The 24,844-nt window shown below is 64.9% G+C and carries 20 protein-coding genes; 12 read left to right on the forward strand and 8 right to left on the reverse strand.

Annotated features, from left to right (window positions below; all coding sequences use genetic code 11):
• Positions 1–79: 79 nt before the first annotated feature.
• The 3 genes from BM252_RS04605 to tssK form a co-directional block, all read right to left on the reverse strand.
• Positions 80–739 carry a response regulator gene (locus BM252_RS04605; RefSeq protein WP_093384316.1) on the reverse strand — a complete coding sequence of 220 codons (660 nt, stop codon included), beginning with the start codon at positions 737–739 and terminating at the stop codon, positions 80–82.
• A gap of 46 nt (positions 740–785) precedes the next feature.
• Positions 786–2,321 (reverse strand): Do family serine endopeptidase, encoded by a 1,536-nt coding sequence (locus BM252_RS04610; protein WP_093384319.1) that lies wholly within the window; start codon positions 2,319–2,321, stop codon positions 786–788.
• A 285-nt stretch (positions 2,322–2,606) separates the two neighbouring features.
• Positions 2,607–3,977 (reverse strand): type VI secretion system baseplate subunit TssK, encoded by a 1,371-nt coding sequence (tssK, locus tag BM252_RS04615; protein WP_093384322.1) that lies wholly within the window; start codon positions 3,975–3,977, stop codon positions 2,607–2,609.
• A 260-nt stretch (positions 3,978–4,237) separates the two neighbouring features.
• On the opposite strand from tssK, the gene tssF reads away from it, so the two are divergent.
• The 8 genes from tssF to BM252_RS04650 all read left to right on the forward strand — a co-directional run bounded on the left by tssF (position 4,238) and on the right by BM252_RS04650 (position 14,803).
• Entirely contained in the window at positions 4,238–6,088 is a 1,851-nt protein-coding gene (tssF, locus tag BM252_RS04620) for a type VI secretion system baseplate subunit TssF (RefSeq protein WP_093384325.1), read from the forward strand.
• Entirely contained in the window at positions 6,088–7,176 is a 1,089-nt protein-coding gene (gene tssG / locus BM252_RS04625; protein ID WP_174900420.1) for a type VI secretion system baseplate subunit TssG, read from the forward strand. Before tssF ends, tssG begins: the two co-directional genes overlap by 1 nt.
• 130 nt (positions 7,177–7,306) lie before the next feature.
• Positions 7,307–8,929 carry an alpha/beta hydrolase gene (locus BM252_RS04630; protein ID WP_093384330.1) on the forward strand — a complete coding sequence of 541 codons (1,623 nt, stop codon included), beginning with the start codon at positions 7,307–7,309 and terminating at the stop codon, positions 8,927–8,929.
• Positions 8,926–10,260 (forward strand): T6SS immunity protein Tli4 family protein, encoded by a 1,335-nt coding sequence (locus tag BM252_RS04635; protein WP_093384332.1) that lies wholly within the window; start codon positions 8,926–8,928, stop codon positions 10,258–10,260. Before BM252_RS04630 ends, BM252_RS04635 begins: the two co-directional genes overlap by 4 nt.
• Positions 10,257–11,516 carry a T6SS immunity protein Tli4 family protein gene (locus BM252_RS04640; RefSeq protein WP_093384334.1) on the forward strand — a complete coding sequence of 420 codons (1,260 nt, stop codon included), beginning with the start codon at positions 10,257–10,259 and terminating at the stop codon, positions 11,514–11,516. The genes BM252_RS04635 and BM252_RS04640 overlap by 4 nt, the downstream gene beginning before the upstream one ends.
• Before the next feature lie 6 nt (positions 11,517–11,522).
• The gene (locus BM252_RS31965) at positions 11,523–11,648 is read left to right on the forward strand and encodes a hypothetical protein (RefSeq protein WP_281249342.1); all 126 of its coding nucleotides are present in this window, start codon (positions 11,523–11,525) and stop codon (positions 11,646–11,648) included.
• Positions 11,645–11,911 carry a PAAR domain-containing protein gene (locus BM252_RS04645; RefSeq protein WP_093384336.1) on the forward strand — a complete coding sequence of 89 codons (267 nt, stop codon included), beginning with the start codon at positions 11,645–11,647 and terminating at the stop codon, positions 11,909–11,911. Before BM252_RS31965 ends, BM252_RS04645 begins: the two co-directional genes overlap by 4 nt.
• A gap of 69 nt (positions 11,912–11,980) precedes the next feature.
• Positions 11,981–14,803 carry a type VI secretion system Vgr family protein gene (locus BM252_RS04650; RefSeq protein ID WP_245774094.1) on the forward strand — a complete coding sequence of 941 codons (2,823 nt, stop codon included), beginning with the start codon at positions 11,981–11,983 and terminating at the stop codon, positions 14,801–14,803.
• Positions 14,804–14,963: 160 nt separating this feature from the next.
• On the opposite strand, the gene BM252_RS04655 is transcribed toward BM252_RS04650, so the two are convergent.
• The gene (locus BM252_RS04655) at positions 14,964–15,422 is read right to left on the reverse strand and encodes an Hsp20 family protein (RefSeq protein WP_093384339.1); all 459 of its coding nucleotides are present in this window, start codon (positions 15,420–15,422) and stop codon (positions 14,964–14,966) included.
• Between the two features lie 269 nt (positions 15,423–15,691).
• On the opposite strand from BM252_RS04655, the gene BM252_RS04660 reads away from it, so the two are divergent.
• From BM252_RS04660 to BM252_RS04670, 3 genes are all read left to right on the forward strand, one after another.
• Positions 15,692–17,605: a M61 family metallopeptidase gene (locus BM252_RS04660; RefSeq protein WP_093384341.1), complete on the forward strand. Its 1,914-nt coding sequence runs from the start codon at positions 15,692–15,694 to the stop codon at positions 17,603–17,605.
• A gap of 97 nt (positions 17,606–17,702) precedes the next feature.
• The gene (locus tag BM252_RS04665) at positions 17,703–18,659 is read left to right on the forward strand and encodes a sensor domain-containing diguanylate cyclase (protein WP_093384344.1); all 957 of its coding nucleotides are present in this window, start codon (positions 17,703–17,705) and stop codon (positions 18,657–18,659) included.
• Between the two features lie 62 nt (positions 18,660–18,721).
• Positions 18,722–19,072: a hypothetical protein gene (locus BM252_RS04670; protein WP_093384346.1), complete on the forward strand. Its 351-nt coding sequence runs from the start codon at positions 18,722–18,724 to the stop codon at positions 19,070–19,072.
• A 9-nt stretch (positions 19,073–19,081) separates the two neighbouring features.
• Here BM252_RS04670 and BM252_RS04675 read toward each other — a convergent pair whose 3' ends face one another.
• The 3 genes from BM252_RS04675 to imuA all read right to left on the reverse strand — a co-directional run bounded on the left by BM252_RS04675 (position 19,082) and on the right by imuA (position 22,055).
• On the reverse strand, positions 19,082–19,840 hold the full coding sequence (locus BM252_RS04675) for an alpha/beta hydrolase family protein (RefSeq protein WP_093384349.1): 759 nt from the start codon (positions 19,838–19,840) through the stop codon (positions 19,082–19,084).
• Positions 19,841–19,933: 93 nt separating this feature from the next.
• On the reverse strand, positions 19,934–21,415 hold the full coding sequence (locus BM252_RS04680; RefSeq protein ID WP_093384352.1) for a Y-family DNA polymerase: 1,482 nt from the start codon (positions 21,413–21,415) through the stop codon (positions 19,934–19,936).
• On the reverse strand, positions 21,345–22,055 hold the full coding sequence (gene imuA / locus BM252_RS04685; protein ID WP_093384354.1) for a translesion DNA synthesis-associated protein ImuA: 711 nt from the start codon (positions 22,053–22,055) through the stop codon (positions 21,345–21,347). The genes BM252_RS04680 and imuA overlap by 71 nt, the downstream gene beginning before the upstream one ends.
• 213 nt (positions 22,056–22,268) lie before the next feature.
• On the opposite strand from imuA, the gene BM252_RS04690 reads away from it, so the two are divergent.
• Positions 22,269–23,522, forward strand: a complete 1,254-nt coding sequence (locus tag BM252_RS04690) for a putative Na+/H+ antiporter (protein ID WP_093384357.1) — start codon at positions 22,269–22,271, stop codon at positions 23,520–23,522.
• A gap of 18 nt (positions 23,523–23,540) precedes the next feature.
• On the opposite strand, the gene BM252_RS04695 is transcribed toward BM252_RS04690, so the two are convergent.
• Positions 23,541–24,749 (reverse strand): extracellular catalytic domain type 1 short-chain-length polyhydroxyalkanoate depolymerase, encoded by a 1,209-nt coding sequence (locus tag BM252_RS04695; protein ID WP_174900421.1) that lies wholly within the window; start codon positions 24,747–24,749, stop codon positions 23,541–23,543.
• Positions 24,750–24,844 lie beyond the last annotated feature (95 nt).

The following is a 24,844-nucleotide window of genomic DNA, read 5'->3' on the forward strand; positions in this document are numbered from 1 at the left end:
TGCTCGGCGGCCTTGGCCACGGCCGGGTCGGCGTTCAACTCGGCGGCCGGCGCGCCGCCCTGGCCTGAGATGAGGGAACTCACAGCTTGGGCACCATGTAGCCGAGGCCGCGCACGTTCTGGATCAGCTCGCTACCGAGCTTCTTGCGCAGGCCGTGGATGTAGACCTCGACGGCGTTGCTGTTGACCTCGTCCTTCCAGCTGTACAGCTTCTCCTCCAGCTGGTGGCGCGACAGCACGATGCCGGGCCGGGCGATCAGCGCCTCCAGCACCGCCCACTCGCGCGCCGACAGGCTGACCGGCTTGCCCTCGGCCAGCACCTCGCGGGTCTGCGGGTTGACCGACACCCCCTTGTGCTCGAACACCGGCTCGGCGCGCCCGGCCGAGCGGCGCAGCAACGCGCGGATGCGCGCCAGCAGCTCGTCGAGGTCGTAGGGCTTGAGCACGTAGTCGTCGGCGCCGGCGTCGAGGCCGGCGATGCGCTGCTCCTTGGCGTCGCGCGCGGTGGCCACCAGCACGGGGGTCAGCTCCTTGCGGGCGCGCATCGAGCGCAACACCTCCAGGCCGTCCTTGCGCGGCAGGCCCAGGTCGAGCAGCACCAGGTCGTAGGTCTGGGTTTGCAGGGCGGTGTCGGCCATGTCGCCGTCCTTGACCCAGTCGACCGCGTAGTGCTCGGCCCTGAGCAGGTCGAGCACCACTTCGCCGATCATCGTGTCGTCTTCCACCAGCAGCAGTCGCATATCGCCTCTTTCTCTTCCATAGTTGCGTTCCGCCGGCGCGGGCTACTTAGCCCAGGCGCACCGGAATGAAAATCTTCTCGTCGCCGCGCTGGATCAGCAGGGCCACCGACTTGTCGGACTTGGCCACCACCTCGCGCACCTGTTCGACGCTGTTGACGCTGCGCCCGTTGACCGACAGCAGCACGTCGCCCGGCTGCACGCCGGCGTAGGCCGCCGCGCCGCCGGCGTCCTCGATCAGCAGGCCGTTGGCGATGCCGGACTGGCGCCGCTCGAGCGGATCGAGCTGGCGCAGCGACAGGCCCAGCTTGAGCTTGCCGCCGGCCGACTCCGGCCGCTCGGCCTGCGCCTGGCGGTCGGCGGCGTTGGCCAGCACGCCCGTCAACTCGACGGCTTTGCCCTGGCGCCACACCTCGAACGCTACTTTATCACCTGGCGCGGCCAAGGCCACCATCGCCGGTAAATCGCCCGAGCCGACGATCTTCTGCCCGTTCATCCTGCGGATCACGTCGCCCGGCTTCAGGCCGGCCTTCTCGGCGGCGCTGCCGCGCTCCACGTTCGACACCAGCGCGCCCTCCGGCGTGGCCAGGTTGAACGAGTCGGCGAAGCCCTGGTTGACCTCCTGCACCGTGACGCCCAGCTTGGCGTGCACCACCTTGCCGGTGGCCACGATCTGGTCCTTGATCTTGTTGGCCACCTCGATCGGGATGGCGAACGACAGGCCCTGGTAGCCGCCGGTCTGGCTGTAGATCTGCGAGTTGATGCCGACCACCTCGCCGCGCGTGTTGAACAGCGGGCCGCCCGAGTTGCCGGGGTTGACGGCGACGTCGGTCTGGATGAAGGGCACGTTGCTGTCGTCGGGCAGCGAGCGGCCCTTGGCGCTGACCACGCCGGCCGTCACCGTGCTGTCGAGGCCGTAGGGCGAGCCGATCGCCAGCACCCACTCGCCCACCTTCAGGTCGTTGTTGCGCGACAGCGGCACCACCGGCAGGTTTTTGGCGTCGATCTTCAGCACCGCGACGTCGGTCTTCGGATCGGAACCGAGCACCTTGGCGCGGAACTCGCGGCGGTCGGTCAGCTTGACGGTGACCTCGCGGGCGTCGCGCACCACGTGGGCGTTGGTCAAAATGATGCCGTCCGGGCTGACGATGAAGCCGGAGCCGACGCCGTGCGTGGGCACGTCGCGCTGGGCGCCGCGCTGCGGCCCCTGGAAGCGGCGGAAGAACTCGAAGAAGGGGTCGTCGGCGAACGGTTCGCCGCGCGAGCGCCCCTGCGCCGCCTCGCCGTCGAAGGCCGTCTTGGTGCTGCCGGTGACGCTGATGTTGACCACCGCCGGCCCGTTGTGGGCGGCGATGACGGAAAAATCGGGCAGCGCGATCATCGGCGCCGGCACCGGCGTCGGCGCCGGGTTGCCGACGTTGCTGGCGACGCCGGCCGGGCTGGCCAGCTGCGGCGCGCCGGCGGCGGCCGAGGCCTGGCTTTGGTACAGGGCGACCGCGCCGCCTGCCCCGAGCACGCCCAGGGCGGCCAGGGCAAGCGTCAGGCGCTTGATGGTCATCGATCCGGTATGAGTCTGGTTCGGCATGGCTGAACTCCTGTTGTTGGGTGGTTGATGCATACAATATGCGGCAATAAACTTAGACGCCGCTTAATGAAGCCGGCTGGCGGCGGGCGCGCAGGTACTGTTGAGCTTGGCGATGGTCATCGGAATCGCTGTGGCGCGCATGGGGGTTGGCTGCCGAACATGTGTTGAAGCCGCCCGCAGGCGCGAATGCTCCATTGCTGCGCACGTCGGCTGCGGCGGTATCAATTCACCTTGGTACAGAGCGGCAATGCCGCAGCCAACGCAGCGTCCCCGCGAACAACGTGATCAAGCCAGGAGAGCAATTAATTCGAACTGAAGCTCGGGAAACAACTGAAGATCGGGAAACATGTCGGGCACGTAAATCGCAATCTCCTGAGCCTTCATCATTTTTTCGTAAAGGTCGCTCTTGGTCTCCAGCGAAAAATAGTACGTATTCGGTCGGACCGGAATACCAATCGGCACCTGCGGCATATGGACCAACTTGATGCCCGACAGCGCATACCCGACCAGATTCTCGACGTCGTCCGGCGAGCCGACCTTGAACAATTTGGGCACGGCGCGAACCAGCTCCACGCCTGGCATGTCGGCTTTGACAGCAAAACAGAGCAGCGTGTCCCGGTCGATTCTCTCGTCGGTGAGTTTGCCGTGGTAGTTCGCCCTTCCCCTGCACTCTATCTCCAGCGGGATCAAGAAATATTTCGATGAGATGACGATGTCGATCAGTTCACGCACGATCTGGTCGAGCTGGAGGAATGCCGGGCCGGGTTCCGCGTGCTTGTACTGTGGGAAGTCGGCATGCGCAAACTTCCTCGAGAAGGCACCCAATCCGCCCGCCAGACCGAGCAGCGCGACAAAAAGGTGTTCCGGATGCTGCGCCGGAGCGCGGCAGTAGTGGTCGAGTTCTGCGTAGGCGGAACTGATCGTCAGTAGCATCAAGAACGAGGAAATATCGCCGGCTTGCACCTCGACGACATCCTTGCGCGGCTCCCCGTGGACGCAGTAAAGCGCGTCGATCTTGGCCTTGAGCTTGGCCATCAGGCCATCCAGCATGAGTGGCAGCCGCGACGCCGCGTTGATCGACATGCTGGGCGGGACAAAACTCGGATCGATCTCGAAACCGCCCCTGCTCAAGCGGCGAAGGCGCGTGACGGGCACACTGACGAACGATTCGCGAGGTTCCAGATGCGACAACAAGGACAACTGCTTTTGCAGATAGACCACCGGCACGTCGGCCGCCCCGCCATACAGGTCGGGCGTGTCGTGCTTTGTCTTGGCAAAGCGTGCCACACCGTGGGCCTGCCCAGCATCGTACAGGTTGCTGCCATGCAATTTTAGCAGGGGCAATGCCGCGTAGAACGTAAAACTCTCTTCGGTCAATGGTAGCCTGGACAAATCAAACGGCGCGGGAAGCGCGTCGGAACCGGGTGCATCATAGACCTCGCCATCCTGGAAAATGATCGACATCGAAGTCGCCTGCAGCGAATTATCAAGCAAGGCCGCTTCGTTCCAATCGAGCGCGCAGATGCCCCAGCCGTTGACATGCAGTGATTTCATGATGCGATGCAGACGTGCCTCGTGATACTGGTCCTGGCGCTGGAAAAGCTGTGCGCGCAGTGTCAATCCTTCGGTCCACAAGACCTTTGGTGGTGTTTTCATGTCGCTCTCCGTATGCGGTTGGGGAAGTGGCGGAACAGGCTGTTCAGCATGAAGGCAGCCGGGGCCATGGCGTTGACTACGCTCAGACGAAGTCGGTTTTCCTCCGCCACAAACCGCGCCGGACGGGATGCCCGGCGCTTGCCCACTTCAGCCGTCGCACCGGGGCCAACACCAGTACTCTTGCGCAGTATCAAGTCGATCTCTATGCCCTCAATAAATACTTGACCGGTCGCCCTGCGTCAGGGCAAGGGGAGGCCGCGATGAAACACTTGGTCCCGTTTATCGAGCGAGAACTGAGCCTGTTTGGCAAGCTGTTCAGGCGCTTTGCAGAAGAGTTTCCGGGGGTAGCCGGCGATCTGAAGTTGAACGGAGAGGGCAGCGAAGATCCCCAGGTCCGAATGTTGACCCAGGCGACAGCGATTCTCAACGCGCGAATTGCCAAGAAGCTTGACGACGACTACGAGGAGGTGACCACATCCTTCCTGCAAATGGCCGCACCGCACCTTCTGCTGCCATTCCCCGCATGTTCCATTGCCTGTTTCGCGGCGGCCAGCGACAAGGGCAAGAGCGCCGGTTCATTGACCGTCGCGCGCGGCACGATGCTGAAGACCCCCGCGCGGCGCGGCGACGGCGGAATATGCAAGTTCAGGACCGCCTACCCAGTGCGGCTCACGTCCGCCACAGTGGCGAAAGCACATTTCACCCCGTCCATTGCCGCGCCGGTCGGTACGCGCCTTGGCCAGGGCGCCACGTCGGCGATATCCATTGTTGTCGAGTGGGCGTCCCAGACAGCGGGCACATCGGGAACCGTCGTGGAAACCCTCCGCCTGTTCATCGATAGCGATCCGGCGTTCTGCGCCGCGCTCCTCGACGCCCTGTTCCTTCGCACGGAGAGCGTCTACGTCGAGGTTGGGGACGGCCGCTGGCACCTGCTCGACAAGACACCGCTGGCTCCGGTTGGCTTCGACGCCGCCGATGAAGCCTTGATTCCCTTCCCGGCAAAATCGAAGGACGCCTACCGCCTGCTGACCGAGTACTTCTGCTTTCCAGCGAAATTCAATTTCATCGACATTGCCCTGGCGGCGTGCACCGAGCACCTGCCACCGGGCGGCCACCGGCTGACGCTGCATTTCGCGCTGGCCGGTGTTGCTATGGACTCGCCCGTGGCCCGCTTGCTCAAGCCCCTTTCGGAACAGCACTTCCTGTCGGGCTGCACGCCGGTCGTCAATCTGTTCAAGCAGACCGCCAGCCCGATCAAGCTCGACCACACCAAGTCCGAATACACGCTGGTGGCCGACCCGCTACACGCCGATACCTGCCAACTCTACAGCGTCGACTCGGTGCATCTAATCAAGGATGCGGCGAAGGGCAACGGCGCCGTGGAGTTTCGCCCCTACTACTCCCTGCGCCACGGCGACGACGCCGGAAAGAAGGTCAGTTACTGGATCATGCGGCGCGACGACGCCATGGCCGTGACCAACCAGGGATACGAAAATATACTGAGCTTCGTCGATGTCGACTTCAACCCCTTGGCCGCCGCCACGGGCACCATCTCGATCGAACTGACCTGCAGCAACGGCGAACTGCCGCGCGACCAAGACTTCGGCCAGTCGGGCGGGGCGATGTTCGTCGACGCAAGCATCGGCGACCACCGGCTGACGCTTCTGCGGCGCCCGTCCCCTCCTTGCCCGCCGGCGACCGGGCGCAACGCGCAGTGGAAGCTGGCATCCCATCTCGCCCTGAGCACCACCTCCCTGTCGCAGGAGGGCCTGCCGGCCTTCCGCGAAATGTTGGCGATGCACGACCTGCCGAGGTCGGCGACGGCGCGCCGCCAGATCGACGGCATCGTCGGCCTTGAGACCAGGCCGGCGCGGGTGTTCCTGCAAGACGAGTACGGCGGCGCCTTCGTCAGCGGCATCGAAGTGCGCATGACAATAGACGAAACCGCGTTCGCCGGGAGCGGCATCCATGTCTTCGTCCAGTTGATGGACCATTTCATGAGCATGTCCGTTCATCTGAACAGTTTCACACAACTGATTGTCCTGTCGCAGCAATCGGAAAAGGAGCTCGTCAAATGCCAACCACGCCACGGGAATCTCAGCCTAGTGTAATGCAGCGCCTGCTCGACGAGCCCTACCGCTTCCAGTTCTTCCAGGCGGTGCACCTGCTCGAACTCTGCTTGCGCCGGCACGGCGTGCCGCACGACCGAGCTGTCGTCGACTACATGCGCTTTCGCAACAGCGTGTCCTTGAGTTTCCCGGCGAGCCAGATCGAGGCGCTGTGCGCCGAGTCGGATACGGCAATCGCCACGGTCGATCAATTGACGAACGCCATGCTCGACAAGCAGCTTGACGGGATCGCCATCACGCCCACCTTCATGGGCTATCTTGGAGTGAGCGGCGCCCTGCCCAACCACGTCACCGAGCGAATTCTTGCCGCTCCGCGCGTCGAAAGAACGGAGGGAACATGCGCCTTCCTCGATGTCTTTTCGACGCGAGCCCTGGCCCTGTTCTACGCGGCCAGCGCCAAGTACCGCGTCGAATACAAGCTCGACGACAATGGCCGCGACGGCTTTATGCCCTTGCTGTTGGAGCTCGCCGGCACAACGCCGCTCACGGCAGCCAATGCCGCAGCGGTGCGCGGCGGCGTGCAGGACGAGACCCTGGCCTACTACGCGGCCGTCTTCCGGCAGCGCTCGGCAACCGCCGGCGCGATCACCGACGTGTTGAGCGACTACTTCGGCCTGCCCTTCGAACTCGTTCCGTTCGACGGCTGTTGGGACGTGATGAGCGAGGACTTGCAAACCAGCCTGGATGGGACCAACGCCGTTCTGGGCCACGGCGCCATCCTCGGGCCACGCCGCTGGACGCGCGACCAGAGGGTGCGCGTGCGTATCGGTCCGCTAGCCAAGGCCGACTTCAACCGCTTCTGCCCCACCGGGAGCGGCGCCAAGGCACTCAGGGTGCTGCTTGGCATGTTCCCCTGCGCTCCCCTGCGGTTTCAACTCCAGCCCATTCTGCGCGCGCAGGATGTGCACGACGTGCGCCTCGGCCCGCCCGCGCCGGGCGAAATGGGGCTGGGCATTGACACATTCCTCGTGGCCGGGCCGCAAACCGACGACCGCGCCTGCCTGTGCTACGACCTGAACCGGGTCGGACAGGCCGCCGAAGACGACGACTGCGCGGCGGACTCGACGTGAGCCTTTCGTGAGCTAGCGCAAGCGCTGTTGGCTGAACGTCGCAAATACTTGTCGATGTTTCACGGCCCAAGGAAAATCGAGAGCGATTCCGCCGTCTTGCCGTGCCAACACACCAAAGGAGGACTTCCTCATGGCCGAACCAACGCGGCGCTTGCCCAATCCCACCGTGGACAGCGACGGCACCCTGCGCACCAAGAGCATGACCACGCCCAAGAGCTGCAAGATCATCGGCGCGGTCGCGGACTCCATCCAATTCGTGATTCCCGTCATCGTCGTGCCGGGTGTGATGGGAAGCAATCTGCGCGCCACGACCAACCCGTCGCGGCCGCAGAACAAGGAGGTCAGACCGGGAGAGCCGGTTTGGCGCCCGCCCAACAATCTACCCGAGCTGCGGAAGCAAGCGTCCGCATGGAAAAACCACACTCCAGCGAAACGACAGCGGGTACTTGATTCAGCCACGCTGGAAGTCGATGACGGTGGCCCCGTTCCTACCTACGAAGATGCCCAAGGGTTAGGTATAAATGAAAGCCACAAACGCGACCGCAAGTGGGGCGCGATCCATTCGTTAAGCTACGGGAACCTGCTCTACACCCTGGAACGGCACCTGAATTCGACATTCGTCGACGACTACGCCGGCCAACAGACTTTCAGGGAACACTGGTCGGCGATCAACCGCTTCGACCGCAAGCGTTGGAACGCGCCCAACATGGCGCCCCTGACGAAGCAGGAACTGGAAAAACTCGCCCACTACCAGTACCCGGTTTATGCCTTCGGCTACAACTGGCTCGAATCGAACGAACTGTCCGCAGATCACCTCATAAAATTTATCGAGGATATTTTCCGCTACTGGACCAACTGCAAGCACACCTGCAAGCAGGTCATCCTGGTCACCCATTCGATGGGCGGCCTGGTGGCGCGCGCCTGCGCCCGCAAGATACCGGACAGCATCGTCGGCATCGTGCACGGCGTGATGCCGGCGCTGGGCGCGCCGCTGTCCTATCGTCGCATCGCCTGCGGCACCGAAGCGGACGGAAGTGAGCTTTTTTCTCAGATCGCCGGCAACACCACGGAAGCGACCACTCCGGTCATGGCGGTCTCGCCGGCCGCGCTGGAACTGCTGCCGAACCACCTTTATCCAAAACCCTGGCTGTTCGCTTCAATCAAGCGCGGCGGCGACGAGGCCGAAACCGTCCTTTCGCTGCCGGTGGGGAATACCTACGACTTGTATCGCGACATGACGTCGTGGTATCGGGTGATCGATCCGGAGATTGCTGACCCCGCCAGAACATATCGCCTTGATCCCGGTGGCCCACGCAATGCAATCATTCGGGCGATAAATCAAGCGGAGCGATTCCATACCACTGTCCTCGGTAGCTACTACCATCCGAACAGCTACGCGTTCTACGGTGACGATGCCGGATATCGCTCATATGAAGAATGTCGCTGGACGGCATATACGTCATCGATCGAAGTGCAAGCCGAAGCGCTTCGGACAGCAAAGACCGTGAAGCACACACTCACCGGAGGACGAAAGATCATGCTCGATGATGACCAAATCCTACTCTTTGAACTAGCCAAGGCAGCTGCGAAGGGTGACGGCACGGTGCCTAGTAAGTCAGGTGCAGATCCTCGGGGAAAGGCCCAGGGTGTCTTTGCCACAGGGCGCTACAGCCATCAAGGTTGCTACAACGACGAGGCCATGCTGAACCTTACGCAGCACCTGATCGTCAAGATCGTGCAGGCGGCAAAATGACGTTTCCCCGCACTTCACTCTCAATAGCGGTGCTGGCGTTGTTGCTCTTCGTATCGAATGACAACGCAATGGCCAAAACGAAGATCATCCACAAGTCACACGCAGAGAAGGCGAAACTCATGTTAGACAGAATGAAGACAATGTGCGTCGGGCGTTTTCTGATCGATGTTCCAGAGGTAGCAGCTACATCGTATCGGCCTGCCTTTTTGTCAGGGTGGGAAATTTCCTCGTACTCGACGCAAACTGAACAGGAGTTTATGGATTGGATGGGAAAGACCGAGGCAGATCTCAAAATGGCGAAGGACAAAGATGGCAAGCCCAGCGTCTACTTGATCGAGCCGGTAAGTGTCGGCGGCTTTTCAGGAAACATCTACGTGTCCGGCATCCATTCGGAATCTTGGCTGGAGGAAGAAACGAAAGTCACAGGTGAGGTGGCGAAGATATTCGGCTGGATACGCCGCGATAGCGTCAGCTTCGCACTCATCGCCGAAAGACGCCAGCCGAAGGAGACGAAGGAACTCCTGCAAATCATCAGCCAGATCAGACCGCTAGCGGATGGCGAGATTCCAGCCGAGCCGGGATTTTGCATCGAACGCGGCATCATCCGCGACCCCTTGACCGCAGACCAGCTAGAGAGGGCCACAATGATTTTCGGCTTCCACGATCACCCGGACGTGGCGATCTCGTTCGATACGGCAGCCGGCTTGGACGGCGCTCCGACGCTGCTGGAAAGGTCGGAGCACAACAGCGTCAGGCTCGCCACCCCCAGCGCCTACCACCTTTTCCGTGGACGCGTCAGAAATATCGGCGACATCGAAGGGCAGGAATATCTTGAACGTGTCCGCGAACACAACGGCGTGGAAAGCCACAACTTCAATTGGGAGACGATCAACTACGATAGAAACGATGTCTACAAGCCACAGCTTGTGCTTGAGTTTAGCGATGGCTTCGGCAGGCCCGGCGAACAACTCAACGCCAGCCTTTCCGACAAGGCGGTGCTGGAGTTGTGGGACAAGATGCTGACGAGTCTGCGCGTGCGGCCGACCACAATCCCCAAGCCCGTCGTTCCCGAACCGCCGCCACCGGCCACGCAGGCCTACGCGGGCACGGCCTGCCCGCAAACCGGCTGGTGGCGCTGTTTTGAGGGCGACGACAAGGTCAAGGTGTTCCGCGGCCATACCCAGTACTACCGAAAGGGAGTCGGCATGGAACAGGCCACGGTGCTGTTGCCGCGCACGCTGTGGCAGGTCGTCAAGCGCGAGCAGCCGACCTTCCAAAGCGAGCTCCCGACGTTGTGGAAACTGGTAGAAAAGAAGGAGATTCCAAAATGAGGATCGCTATCCGCAACGGCGGTGGCGAAACGCCTAACCACCGTGCAGTTGGGCCTTGGGCGACGGCTGTGGCTCTGCCGATCTCGACCTTTGCTTTGCTGCTCGTTGTCGCGGCGGATGGCATGAGCGCGCAACCGAAGGGCAACGCCGGGGCACAGTCCAGATCGGCAAAACACATGCTGGCGAAGATGAGGACCATGTGCGTCGGCCGCTTTCTGATCGATGTTCCGGACAAGGCGGTGACATCGTTCCGGCCGGCTTTTCTGTCCGGATGGGACATTTCCTCCATCGCGGACCAAACCGATCAGGAGTTTATCGACTGGATGGACCAGAAAGAGGCCGCACTCAAAATTGCCAAGGGCAAGGACGGCAAACCTAATCGATATACGATAGCGCCTGTCACAATCAAAGGTTTTTCGGGAAAGTTCTTCATCTCTGGCCGATATTGGGACACATGGAACGAGGGCGGCAAGAAAGTTACGGGGGAAGTAGCGGAGCTGCTTGCGCTTGTTCGCGGTGGAGGCGTCAGCTTTTCGTTGTTCGCCACCGAACGCGGACCAGAGGAAACAAGAGAGCTCGAACAAATCATCAACCAAATCAAACCATTGGCGGATGGCGAGATTCCCTCCGAGCCGGGATTTTGCATCGAACGCGGCATCATCCGCGAGCCGCTGACAGCCAAGCAGCACGAAAGAGTCAAGATGTTTGTCGGCTTCAACGACCACCGCGACATTTCGATCACATTTGACACCGAGGCCGGCCTGAAAGGCGATCTTCCGTTGCTGGAGCGGTCCGCGCAAAATAGCGTCAGGCTCGCCAATCCCAGCGTCTTCCACCTCCTCCGCCGACGCGTCAGAAATATCGGTGCCATCGAAGGGCAGGAGTATCTTGAGCGCGTGCGCGAAAACGATGGTGTGGAGTGCCATAGCTTCGCATGGGAGGCGATCCACTACGATAAGAAGAATGTCTACAAGCCACAGCTTGAACTGAGGCTGGGCGACGGTTTCGGCAGACCTGGCGAACAACTCAACGCCAGCCTTTCCGACAAGGCGGTGCTGGAGTTGTGGGACAAGATGCTGTCGAGTCTGCGCGTGCGGCCGACCACAATTCCCAAGCCCGTCGTCCCCGAACCGCCACCACCGGCCACGCAGACCTACGCGGGCACGGCCTGCCCGCAAACCGGCTGGTGGCGCTGCTTTGAGGGCGGCGACAAGGTCAAGGTGTTTCACGGCCATACCCAGTACTACCGAAAATGATTCGGCATGGAACAGGCCACGGTGCTGTTGCCGCGCACGCTGTGGCAGGTCGTCAAGCGCGAGCAACCGACCTTCCAAAGCTCGCTCCCGACGTTGTGGAAATTTTTGGCAAAAAGTGAGGAGAAAAAATGAAAAATGTCATACGCCTGGGCGACCCCACCTCCCACGGTGGCAAGGTCACCTCGTCAAGCGCCCCCCATTTCATCGTCGACGGACTGCCAGTGGTGTGTGTTGGCGACTCCTGCACGTGCCCTCTTCCCGGCCACGTCGGCTGCGTCGTCGCCGAGGGCGATCCCAATCATTTGATCGACGGTGTTCCAGTGGCCTACCACGGCCATAAAGCATCATGCGGCGCGCAGCTGATCTCAACGGTCGACAATTTTTCTTTCGAATGATGTGTTTGGCGCGGCAGTACCGAAACATCCGCCGGCGCTGTCGAAGTCCGACCACTTGAGTGAGGAGCAATGATGGAAGGCGATTTTGATTTTCTGAGTTTTCTGCGTTCAGCCAAATCCTTGACGGTGGAAAACCGTCCCCTGCGCATGCGCCTCGCGCACCCCACCGGCATTGTCGACGACGTGCTCCTGCCACAACGCATCGTGGGCTGCGAGTCGATGTGCGGTGGCCTTGACTACCGTATCGATTGCGTTGCCACCGACGCCACCCTGGAGCTGAAGCAGTTCATCACCCTACCGGTCGAGCTGCAACTCGTGACGGACCGAGGGGAGCTGCACAAGATCTGCGGCATCGTCACCGAAGTCCGCGCCGGCCACAGCGACGGTGGCCTGGCCACCTATCAGCTAACCATGCGCGATGCGATGGCGCTGTTGGAGCAGCGCGTCAACACCCGCGTTTTCCGCCGGATGAACGAGATCGACATTATCGAAGTGCTGTTCAGCGAATGGCGCCAAAAATGTGGTGTCTTTGCGGCGGCATTCGACATCGAGATAGACCAGCTCATAGCCACCCGCCAGTATCCCCGGCGCGAGTTCACCAAGCAGCACAACGAGGATGACGCCTCCTTCATCCGCCGCCTGATGAAACGGCGCGGCATCTCCTGGTTTTTCAGAGCCGGCCAGGCCGCCGGCAGGCCGGCGAGCACAGCGGGCGAAACACCGGTCCACACCTTGATCTTGTTCGACGACGCCAGCAGGCTCCAAGAAAATTCGGCCGGAACGATGCGCTTTCATCGCAACGCGGCCACCGAACAGCGCGACAGCGTGACCGCCTGGAGCGCCGTGCGCACCTTGCAGGCCGCCGGCGTGAGCCGCCATAGTTGGGACCACCTGAATCCTAAGGGCACCCAATTCATGACCGCCAACGTGCGCAGCACGGTGAACCAGGGAGACTACGGCAACGCGGTGGCGGCCTGCATCGACGACTATTTCGTCGACGCTCCTCATGTGGGCGACGACCATGAAGACCAAGTTGCGCTGGGACGCTTGCAGCTGCAGCGGCACGATCTTCTCACCAAGTGCTTTTACGCCGAGAGCGGCGTGCGCGATCTGCGCGTCGGCGAATCGAACGCGCTCTCCGGCCATCCGGAAATCGACACCCATCCCCAGGCGGAACGCGAGTTTGTCGTGATCGAACTGCACGTCGCGGCGGAGAACAATCTGTCGTCGGCGCTGGACGGGACCGTGCGCACACTCCTTGAACGCAACCGATGGGACGGCGACAACATATTTTCCGAGCTGGCGGCGCGGCGCAAGGGCCAGGACGGCGCTGTTCGCTACAGCAACCGTTTTACCTGTGTGCGCAGCGGCATCGCGATTGTTCCCGCTTACGATCCGCGCGTCGACCTGCCACGCACCGAGATCGAAACCGCGACCGTCGTCGGTCCGCCGGGGGAAGAAATCTATTGTGACGAACTGGGCCGGATCAAGGTGCGCTTCCCAGGAACGCGACCGGAGGACCACCAGCACGCCGACGGCGCCGGCGCGGCCGACACCGACGCCGATTCGGCATGGGTACGGGATGCGTCGAACTGGGCGGGGCCAGGGCCGGGCAGCGAAAGTCAAACGGGCACGCGCAAACTTCCCCGTGTGGGCACCGAGGCGCTCATCGCCTACCTTGGCGGCGATCCGGACAAGCCGATCATTCTCGGCCAGCTGTACAATCGGGACGCCCCGCCGCCGGGGTTGGGAAGCTACGGCGGCCTTCCGGCTAGCAAATACCAGTCGGGCATTCAGAGCTGTGAGGTACACGGCAAACGCGTCAATCAGTTGCGCCTCGACGACACTCCCGGCCAGATCAGCGTGCAACTTGCGAGTGAACACGCCGTTAGCGAGCTGAACCTCGGCTACCTGACCCGCCCGCGCGTCGACGGCGAGGGGACACCGCGCGGCGAGGGGGCTGAACTGCGCAGCGACGAAGCGGTGGCGGTGCGCGGAGCAAAGGGGCTGTTGCTCAGTGCCGACGCGTATGCCGGCGCGCAGGGCGCTTTACTGGACCGTGCCGAAATGGTCGGCGTGATCGAGGTTCTGCGCAGCGTCACTGAACAATTGGCGACGTTTGCCGCGAAACATGCAGGAGATGCCGCAGACAGTCAGCATTTAGCCCAACTCATCGACAAACTGAAGACCTGGGACCGGGGCAGCAACGTCGACGGTGGTGCCGGCGCCGGTGGCGGCGCTGCCATCCTCGCGGCCAGCGCGCCGGCGGGGGTGGTCGTGGCCAGCCAGGAAAATCTGGCCCTCGGCGCGGCCAACAAGATCGATCTACTGTGTGGTGGCGACACGCAGCTATCGACCGGGCGGCGGCTACTGATGCGCGCCACCGAGGGTATCAGCTTGTTTGCGCTGCGACTAGGCATGAAGCTGATCGCGGCGACTGGCAGTATCAGTGTGCAGGCCCAAGACGGCAACATTGAAGTCACGACCGGCAAGAGGATCAAGTTGATTGCGGTCGAAGGTATCGACATCGAGGCGCCGGAGGTGAAAATCGTCACCAAGGGAGCGCGCGCGGACTATGGCGGGGGCAAGGTCACGCATCAATGCACGGGCGACTTTGCCATCAAGTCGGCCCGCTTCGTCCACTCGCGCGGGGGTGACGGCAATCCTGCCGGGGTGCAATTTCCAAGTTCGTTGCTAGAAACCGACGACAAGGTCATGCTGTTCAATCCGCAAACCGGCCGGCCTGTGAAGGGGCGGCCCTATACCTTGACTCAAGAGGGCGGCAAGACCGTGACAGGGGTTACTGATGAATCCGGCCACACAAACCACCTGAGCAGCGACATGTTGGATGAGGTCGGTGTCAGTTTCCACCCGCCAAAGGATGCGTCATGAGTCCGCGCAATCAAGCAATTCCCTTCGCGACACCACCACGGCCCCCGGGCCGCTTTACATTGGCGCCACCCGCGAACGCGACAAAGCCACGCGGTCGCAATCAACCGCGCGGCTTTGGGATCACACGCTAGCTGCAGCGCGTGCCGTCCTCAAGCGCGCCTTAGGCGGCTTGGCGCTGCTCCAGCGCGCTGACGTTCTCGCCGCCGTTGATGACGATCTTGCGCGGCTTGAGCGCCTCGGGGATCTCGCGCACCAGCTCGATGGTCAGCATGCCGTTGTCGAAGGTGGCGCCGGTCACCTTGACGTGGTTGGCCAGCTGGAAGCGCTGCTCGAAGTCGCGCGCCGCGATGCCACGGTGCAGGTAGGTGCGCTCGACGCTGTCGCGCTGCTTGCGGCCGACCACTTGCAGCGAGTCGCGCTCGAAGGTAATGTCGATCTCGCTGCGGTCGAAGCCGGCCAAGGCCATGACGATGCGGTAGTTATCCTCGGACACCAGCTCGATGTTGTACGGCGGATAGCTGGGCTGGGCGTCGCCGCGCTGCGAGTCGTTGAGCAGCTGGGCTAGGCGGTCGAAGCCGATGGCGGAACGATACAGGGGGGTCAGGTCGAAGTTACGCATGGTGGATATCCTTTTCAAGTGAAGCGATATGGGTGGGCGCGGCCCCCTTCTGGGCAACCGCTGAGTCCCATATAGCCCCGCCCAAAGGCTTTTCAAGGCCTTGAAATTCGCTTCAAGCATCCCCAAAGCGGCGGATTTTTTTGCAAATATTTTTGCATCCGCGTGAAATCGCGACCGCCAGCGCAACCGACTCGCGGTTACTTTTTGAAACAACGAAACATTTCCCACATGCTAAACTCGCGCCCCTGTTCCCCCATCCTAGCCGAACCATGACCGCATCCCGCCCCCTTCCCCGCCTGGCCCGTCCACTCGCCGCGCTGACCCTGCTGCTGTGCGCCGCCGGCGCCCGCGCCGACGCACCGGCCGAGCCGCTCGAGCCGGCCTACCCCGGCACCATCGTGCTGAAGGTGGACGCCTCCGACACGGCGCGGCAGATCTTCCGCATCCGCGCGAGCATCCCGGCCAAGGCCGGCAAGCTGACGCTGCTGTATCCGCAGTGGGTGCCGGGCAACCACGGCCCCAGCGGTCCGCTCAACCAGCTCGCCGGCCTCAAGCTGAGCGCCAACGGCAAGCCGCTCGAGTGGCGCCGCGACACCGTCAACGTGCACGCCTTCCACCTCGAGGTGCCGGCCGGCGCCAACAGCGTCGAGGCGGAATACCAATACCTGTCGCCGGTCGAGCCCAACCAAGGCCGCACCACGATCACCAACGACATCGTCGGCGTGCAGTGGCACGCCATGGCGCTGTACCCGGCCGGCTACCGCACGCGCCAGATCACCGTGCAGCCCAACCTGACCCTGCCGGCCGGCTGGCAGTACGGCAGCGCGCTGGAGACGGCGGAGCGGCGCGGCGACCAGGTCGCCTTCAAGCCGCTCGACCTGGAGACCCTGGTCGACTCGCCGCTGTTCGCCGGCCGCCACTTCAAGCGCTTCGACCTCGACCCGGGCGGGCGCGTGCCGGTGCACCTGAACGTGGTGGCCGACACGGCCGAGGCGCTCGACGCCAAGCCGGAGCAGATCGAGGCGCACCGCGCCATGGTGCGGCAGGCCTACAAGTTGTTCAAGTCGCAGCACTACGCCCACTACGACTTCCTGCTGGCGCTGAGCGACGAGTTCGGCGGCATCGGCCGCGAGCACCACCAGTCCAGCGAGAACGGCGTCAAGCCCGGCTACTTCACCGACTGGACCAAGTCCGAGGGCGTCCGCGAGCTGTTGCCGCACGAGTTCGCCCACTCGTGGAATGGCAAGTTCCGCCGCCCGGCCGACCAGGACGTGCCCGACTTCAACACGCCGCTGCAGAACAGCCTGCTCTGGGTCTACGAGGGCCAGACCCAGTACTGGGGCTACGTGCTGTCGGCCCGCTCGGGCCTGATCAAGGCGGCCAACGTGCGCGACGTGTTCGCCGCCAGCGCGGCGCGCTACGACGCCGTGCGCGGGCGCGACTGGCGCGCCGTGCAGGACACCACCAACGACCCGATCATCAACGGCCGCCGGCCCCAGGGCTGGAGCAACTGGCAGCGCAGCGAGGACTACTACACCGAGGGCGCGCTGATCTGGCTCGACATCGACACCCGCCTGCGCCAGCTGTCCGGCGAGCGCCGCTCGCTCGACGACTTCGCCGCCGCCTTCTTCGGCGTGGCCGACGGCAGCGCCGTGGCCAAGCACTACCGCTTCGACGAGGTGGTCAAGGCGCTCGAGGCGCTGCAACCCTACGACTGGGCCGGCTTCCTGCGCGCCAAACTCGACGGCCACGGCCCCGGCGCCCCGCTCGACGGCCTGGCCCGCGCCGGCTGGAAGCTGGTCTACACCGACAAGCCGACCGACTTCCTCAAGGAGCAGGAGGAACGCGGCAAGTCGGCCAACTTCCAATACTCGCTCGGCTTCTCGCTCGGCCACGAGGGCCGCGTCGAGGCGCTGCAGTGGGAGGGCGTGGGCTTCCGCGCCGGCCTGTCCGGCAACACCACCGTGCTGGCCGTCAACGGCCGCGCCTACAAGGCCGAACTGCTGCGCGCCGCCGTCACGGCGGCCAAGGGCGGCGCCGCGCCGATCGAGCTGCTGGTCAAGAAGGGCGGCCTGTACCGCACCGTCGCGCTCGACTACCACGAGGGCCTGAAATATCCGCGCCTCGAACGCATCGAGGGCACGCCGGACCGCCTGGGGGCGATTTTACAACCCCTGAAATAATTTCACGCGGCCGGCGGGCCGGCGCCGCTGCGCCGGCCCGCTGTGCGGTTATACTGGGCTCATCCGCTTTCCCACCGCCCCGACAGATGGACCGCCCATGTCAGCACGGATCGACGAACAGCACCCGCTTCAAGTCCTGCAGGAGGAAAACTTCCGCCTGCGCGCCGAATTGGCCGCGTTGCGCGACTCCGAGCGGGTGTTCCACGCCCTGCTCGACAACGCCCCCGTGCTGATCTCCACCAAGGACCTGCGCGGCACCGTCACCATGGCCAACCGCCACTTCGACATCCTCGACGGCTACGACGCCGCCCATTTCGTCGGCAGCAACGTGTTCGAACTGTTCCCCCACGACATCGCCGAACAACTCTGGCGCAACGACCGCAAGGCGGCGCTGGAAAAGCGCGCGGTGCACGAGGAGGAGCAGGTCTACCACACCGACAAGACGCTGCACACCTATATGACGGTGAAGTTCCCCCTGCTCGACGCGGCCGGCGAGGTGGTCGCCACCTGCGCCGTCTCGACCGACATCAGCGAGGCCAAGGCGGCGCGCATCGACAGCGTCACCGACGAGCTGACCGGGCTGAAGAACCGTCGCTACTTCAACATCCGCTTCGCCGAGGAGCAAAAGCGCGCGCACCGCGACCAGCGCATGCTGACGCTGCTGCTGATCGACGTCGACCGCTTCAAGGAGTACAACGACCACTACGGCCACCCGCAGGGCGACCTGGTGCTGCAGACGGTGGCCGACGCGATGCACGTCACGCTGTGCCGGCCGGGCGACCTGAGCTTCCGCATCGGCGGCGACGAGTTCGCCTGCCTGTTCACCAGCAACAACGTCGACGAGAGCGTGGCGCTGGCCGAGATGATCCGCGACTACATGGCGGCGCAGCAGATGCCGCACGAGGCCAACCTGCCCTACGGCCACGTCACGCTGTCGCTGGGGCTGGCCTTCGTGCCGCCCGACAGCGAGCTGGGCCAGGGCGCCATCTACGAGCTGGGCGACCAGGCGCTGTACCGCGCCAAGCACAAGGGACGCAACGTGGTGTCGTGCTGAGCGCCGCCGGCGCGGCCATCCGGCGGAGGCCGAAATCGACGATTTGGTGTATGCTTCCGTCCATGAACAATGATACCGACATCCAACTCAGCGGCCCCTTCAAGGCCACCGACGGCTCCGGCCGTGCCCACGACATCAAGGCCATCCGCATCTTCGACGAGGGCTACGGCGCCATCGACGTGTATGTCGACTTCGCCGCGCCGCTCGACGGCCTGCACAAGGACAAGGCGCTGATCGCCGCCATCGTCGCCCAGTTGCGCACGGTCGGCTACAAGGGTCCCTTGCTGACGCAGGGCGACCCGGTGCTGCAGGAAAAGAAACTGATGGTGCTCGAGGCGCCAGACGAGTTCAACACCTTCGCCGCCGGCAAGGGTTGGAAAGACCTGGCCGAAGAATTCGGCGACGACGAGTAAGTCCCTCCCCTATCCGAGGTAGCGTTCGCTCCAGGCGGCGATCAGATTGGCCACGTAGACCGCGTCCTCGCGCCGGGTCAACAGATGGTCGGCGTCGTCGAGCGAGATGAAACTCTTCGGATGCTTGGCGACGGTGAAGATCTGCATCGCATTGCCGATCTCCACCGTGTCGTCGCCCGGCGCGTGCATCACCAGCAGGGCCTTGCGCAGGCCGGCGATCTTCTCCTTCAAATTGTGCCCGGCCGCGTCGGCGACGAACTGTTGCCGGATGCGGAAGGGCCGCCCGGCCAGTTGCACCTCGGCCTCGCCGTGCTCGGCGATGTGCGCCAGATGCTGCTTGAACATGCTGGTCACGTACCCCGGGGCGCTGGGCGCGGCCAGCGTCACCACCGCCCGCGCCTCGGCGATGTCGGCCGCCGCCGCCAGCACCGCCGCGCCGCCCAGGCTGTGGCCGACCAGCAGCTTGGGCGCGCCGTGCGCGGCGCGCAGATAGTCGGCCGCCGCCACCAGGTCGGCCACGTTGGAGCTGAAGTTGGTGCTGGCGAACTCGCCCTCGCTGGCGCCCAGGCCGGCGAAGTCGAAGCGCAGCACGGCGATGCCGTGCTCGGTCAGCCCCTGGGCGATGCGCCTGGCGGCGATCGCGTCCTTGCCGCAGGTGAAGCAGTGGGCGAACAGGGCGTGGGCGCGCACGGCGCCGTCGGGCGCGTCCAGCCGCGCCGCCAGCTTGTGGCCGCCGGCGCCGGCGAATTCCAATCGTTCAGTACGCATCGCTTGCCCGTCTCCATCGAAACGCTTATTGTGCACCACAACCACAACCACAACCACAACCGCCGCCGCCGGCAGGGCCGTCCGAGCGCCAACTCAGGCGAACAGACCGTGCAGGAACCAACGCGGCTCGGCCAGGCCGTCGGCGCCGCTGATGCGCTCGCGGTACAGCCAGTAGTGGGCATGGTCGCTCCCTTCCGCAATGAAGTAGTCGCGCGTTTGCGTCTGGCTCCACCAGCCCGCCTCGATGCGCTCGCCACTCGACATGATGCGCAGCGGCGAGCCGTAGAACGGCCGGTGGTCGCGCATCAGCAGGGCGATCGGCTTGGCCATCAACCAGCCCGGACGCGGCAGGCTGGGCAGGTCGGGCGGCAGCTGGGCGCGGGCGTCGGCCGGACGGATCTTCTGCTGTACGCTGACCCAGGCGTTGGCCTGCTCGGGCCGGTAGTCGGCCTGCGGCGCCGCCTGCAGCACGTTGTCCGGCCCCAGCCGCGCCACCAGCAACTCGAACAGGCGCGCGCGGTCCTCCTTGCTGCCGCCCGGTTCGGGGAACAGCGACTCGGACGGCGGCGCCATCGGCTGCACCTGCAGCGCCTCCAGACACAGGCCGATCACCGGCGCCTCCAGCGCCAGCTTGGCCAGGCGCTCGCGCAGCAGGCGCAGCAGATGCTCGTCGCGCCAGGTCGGCTCGGCCAACACCAGCTCGATGGCGGTGGGCGGCCGCGCCACCCTGCCCCGCTCGTGCTCCAATAACAGGCTGACGCGCTCGACGGCGAACTGGCGCGCGCACAGCCAGCCGGTCATTTGCTGCAGCAGCCGGTGCGCGCCGAACAGCAGGGCGTCGGCCTGCTCGACCCGGTCGAACAGCTCCAGCTTGGCGCGGAAGCTGGCCGGCGCGGCGATCCACTCGAACAGCTCGACGCTGCGGCCGTGGGCGCCGTCGAGCATGGCCAGCAGGGCCGCGCCGCAGCGGCGCTGCAGGCCGGGACGCGGCAGGCCGCGCAGCTCGCCCAGGGTCAGGCAGCCGATGCCCTCGAGCCAGTCCAGATAGGGCCGCGCCGGCGGCAGCAGGCCGCAGGGCAGGCGGTCGAGGCGGCGCACCAGGCTGTCCATGCCGAGCACGCGGCCGCCGCCGCCGCGCGCCAGCAGCCAGGCGCCGCGCGCCGTCGGCGCGCAGCTGAGCACGGCGGAAAAGCCCAGCGCGCGCATGCTCGCCTCGACCTGGCGGCACAGCGCGCGCACGCCGCCGAACAGGCGCAGGCTGGCGCCGATGTCGATCAGCAGCGTGGCCTCCTCGCCCTCGGCCACCAGCGGGGTGAACTGCAGCAGCGCCATCGCCACCGCGTGCAGCGCCTCCTCCTCGCGCGGCGGCGCGCGCTCGTGCAGCAGCAGCCCGGGCGCCAGCATCAGCGCGCCGCCCCGGCGCATGCCGACGCGCACGCCGGCGGCGTGGGCCGGCGCCGAGACGGCGATCACCCGCTCCTGCTCCAGCACCACGCTGCACGGCTCAGCCGACCAGCGCGGGCAGAATACTTCGAGCGGGAGCCGGGGCAGGTAGAGGCCGATCCAGAGTCGCATGGCGTTGCAGTAAGGTGGGGCTGAGGGGCAGGAACAGCGGCGCGTCGCGCTGCGGTCCCCGGCGTTTGACGAAGCCGATGTCGATGCCGCCCGGCGCCGGCCGCAGCGACAGGCGCAGCGGCGCCGGCGACGAGTCCTGCGCCGCGCTCAGCGGCCGCAGCATCCAGAACAGCGTTTCGCCGCTTTGCGCCGCCAGGTGCAGCCGGCGCAGCGCCTCGCCGCGCACGTGCTGCTGCCAGAACAGCAGGGCGCCGCAGCAGCCGCTGCGCAGCACCTGCTCGGCGGCCCACAGCGCGTCGCCGCTTTTGGCGCCGCTGCGTAGCCACACCAGCTGCGACGGCGGCAGGCCCAGCGCGGCCAGCGCCAGCGCCTGCGGCGCGTGCGGCGGCTGCAGCAGCACGATGGGACGCTGGCCCAGCGCGGCCAGGGCCGGCCGCAGCAGGCGCAGTTCGCCGATGCCGGGCTGCTGCACCAACAGGTCGATCAGCGTGCCGGACGGCCAGCCGCCGCCGGGCAGTTGCGCCGACAAGGCGGCGAAACCGGTGTCGGCGCAGCGGTTGGCGCTGTGCGCCAATTGCGAGGCCAGCCACAGCGACGGGTGCAGGGCCTCGGGCGCGGAAATGGGTGCTGAGAGGGCCATAGAAATTTGTATAGATGGATGGTATGACTATGCAAGAAGGAATAAGCTCGGGTAAATATACTGTATAAATACACAGTACTATTTGGCGCCGCTTTTGGCAAGGCCTATCTGCCGAAACGGTCGTCGCGCTGAGGCGGATCACGCGGCGTACAAACATTGGAAACTTTACCGATGCTGTAACATGTGGCTTGGCTTTTACTATCGGGAATCCATTTGAATACGATCCAGATCATCGGCGCCGTCCTGTTCGGCCTGGCGCTGATCCACACCTTCGCCGCCAAATCATTCGAGATGTTGTCGCACCGCCATCCGCGCCACGCCGGCCTGTTCCACCTGCTCGGCGAAGTCGAGGTGGTGTTCGGCTTCTGGGCCTTCGTGCTGGTCATCGCCATGGCCCTGGTGGCCGGCGGCGGCGAGGCCATCGCCTACGCCGAATCGCGCCAATACACCGAACCCCTGTTCGTCTTCGTCGTCATGGTGGTGGCCGCCTCGCGTCCCGTGCTCGACATCATGCAACGCCTGTTGCTGGCGCTGGCCAAGCTGGTGCCGCTGCGCACCGAACTGGTGCTGGTCTGGCTGGGCTTGGCACTGGTGCCGCTGACCGGCTCGCTGATCACCGAGCCGGCCGCGATGACCCTGGCCGCGCTGATGCTGGCGCCGAAAATCTTCCGCCAGGGCATGCCGGAATGGCTGAAATACGCCGCCCTGGGCGTGCTGTTCGTCAACGTCTCGATCGGCGGCACGCTGACCGCCTACGCCGCGCCGCCGGTGCTGATGGTGGCCGCCACCTGGCAGTGGGACAGCGCCTTCATGGCCAGCCACTTCGGCTGGAAGGCGGCGATCGCCGTGTTGATCAACGCCAGCGCCGTCACCTTCCTGCTGCGCCGCCACCTGCGGCCGCCGCCGTCGCTCACCGTCGCCGAGGCCGACGTCATCAAGATCCCGCTGATGGTGGCCGCCATCCACCTGGCCTTCCTGGCGGCGGTGGTGGTGCTGGGCCACCATCCGGTGCTGTTCCTCGGCATCTTCCTGCTCTTCCTCGGCTTCACCCAGGCCTACCAGCGCTACCAGGATCAGTTGATCGTCAAGGAGGGCCTGCTGGTCGGCTTCTTCCTCGCCGGCCTGGTGGTGCTGGGCGGCATGCAGCAATGGTGGTTGCAACCCATCGTCTCGAGCCTGGCGCCGGTGGCGCTGTTCTTCAGCGCGCTGGGCCTGACCGCCATCACCGACAACGCCGCCCTGACCTACCTGGGCTCGCTGATCAAGGGCATCTCGCCCGAGGCGCAATACATGCTGGTGGCCGGCGCGGTGGCCGGCGGCGGCTTGACGGTGATCGCCAACGCGCCCAATCCGGCCGGCGTGTCGCTGCTGCGCCGGGGTTTCCAGGACGAATCGATCGGCGCCGTCGGCCTGCTGCTGGGCGCGCTGCCGCCGACCGCCGTGGCGGCGCTGGCCTTCCTGCTGTAGCGCACCCCGCAAGATGGCCTAGCGCCGGTGCCGCCCGAAAAAGTCCAGCATCATCTTGCTGGCGTCCGGCCCGGCCTTGGCGTTGAACGCCAGGCTGGGGTCGCCACCGCTCCAGGCGTGCTCCAGCCGCGCCACCTGCGCCACGCGCAGGATCAATTTCCTGCCGATATAGAAATCGTGGATGTCCTGCCGGTTGTGGCTGTTGCCCCGGCCGGCCTTGTGCGTCACCTTGTAGTCGGCGCCGACCTGCAGGCGGTTGAGCATCAGGCTCTGCCGCGTCAACTGGCTTTGGTTGATCGGCCGCACCACTTGGTCGCCCATGCCCTGGATCAGGATGGTCGGCAGCGACGGGAACCGCGGCTCGCGCAGCAGCACCTCGTGGATCGCCCGCTCCACCCGTAGGCCGGCGCCGTGTTGCATCACGCCCAGGGCGCCGATGACGTTGTGGCCGGCGCCGAACGCCGGCGCCGAGTGCAGGCCGGCCGCCGCGATCAGCTCCGGATGGTTCAGCGCGACAATGTAGGCCATAGCGGCGCCGGCCGAAATACCGCAGATGTAGATGCGCCGCCGGTCGATCCGATACTGTTGCGCCACTTTGTCGATGATGCCGACGATCATGCGCACGTCGCCGCCGCCCTCCTGGGTCGACTTGTCATACCACTTCCAGCAGCGCTGGGCCTGCGAGCTGAGCAACTGCTGCGGATACACCACGGCATAGCCGGCCTTGTCGGCCAGCGCGTTCATCCGCGTGCCCTGGGCGAACTGGGTGGCGGTCTGCTGGCAGCCGTGCAACATCACCAGCAGCGGCATGCCGGCCGACTCGACGGCCGGCGCCTCGTGCGGCAGATACAGCCAGTAACTCATGCGCTTGCCGCCCAGCGCGCCCGGCTCGCCACGGCTCGGGTAGTGCGAGGCCAGCCACAGACCGGGCGCGCTGGGCGGCGCGTGCGTGGCCGCCGCCACGCCGGCCGGCGCCGGCTTCGCCTTGCTACTGGCACCGGCGCTGCGCGACGGCACGGCCCTGGCCTTGACACTCCTGGCCGCAGCGCTCCTCGGTTTGGCTGGCTTGGCTTTGGCGGCCTTGGCCCCGGCCTTGGCCCCGGCCTTGGCCGACTTGGCGGCCGCCGTGAGCAAGCCGGTCACCAGCTTGCCCACGCTGCGTTGCTGCGCCTTACCCGAGCGCAGCAGGCTGCGCAGCATCCGCGCGCCCATCGTCGACCTCACCATCGTCGACCTCCGCCGGCCGCCATTGCTGCGCCGGCACCTCGACCGCCATCGCGGCCAAGCTCTAATTCAAAGCGTGTTATCCGTTGAAAAAGCCT

The sequence above is a fragment of the Rugamonas rubra genome (genome assembly GCF_900114705.1).
Lineage (GTDB): Bacteria > Pseudomonadota > Gammaproteobacteria > Burkholderiales > Burkholderiaceae_D > Rugamonas > Rugamonas rubra.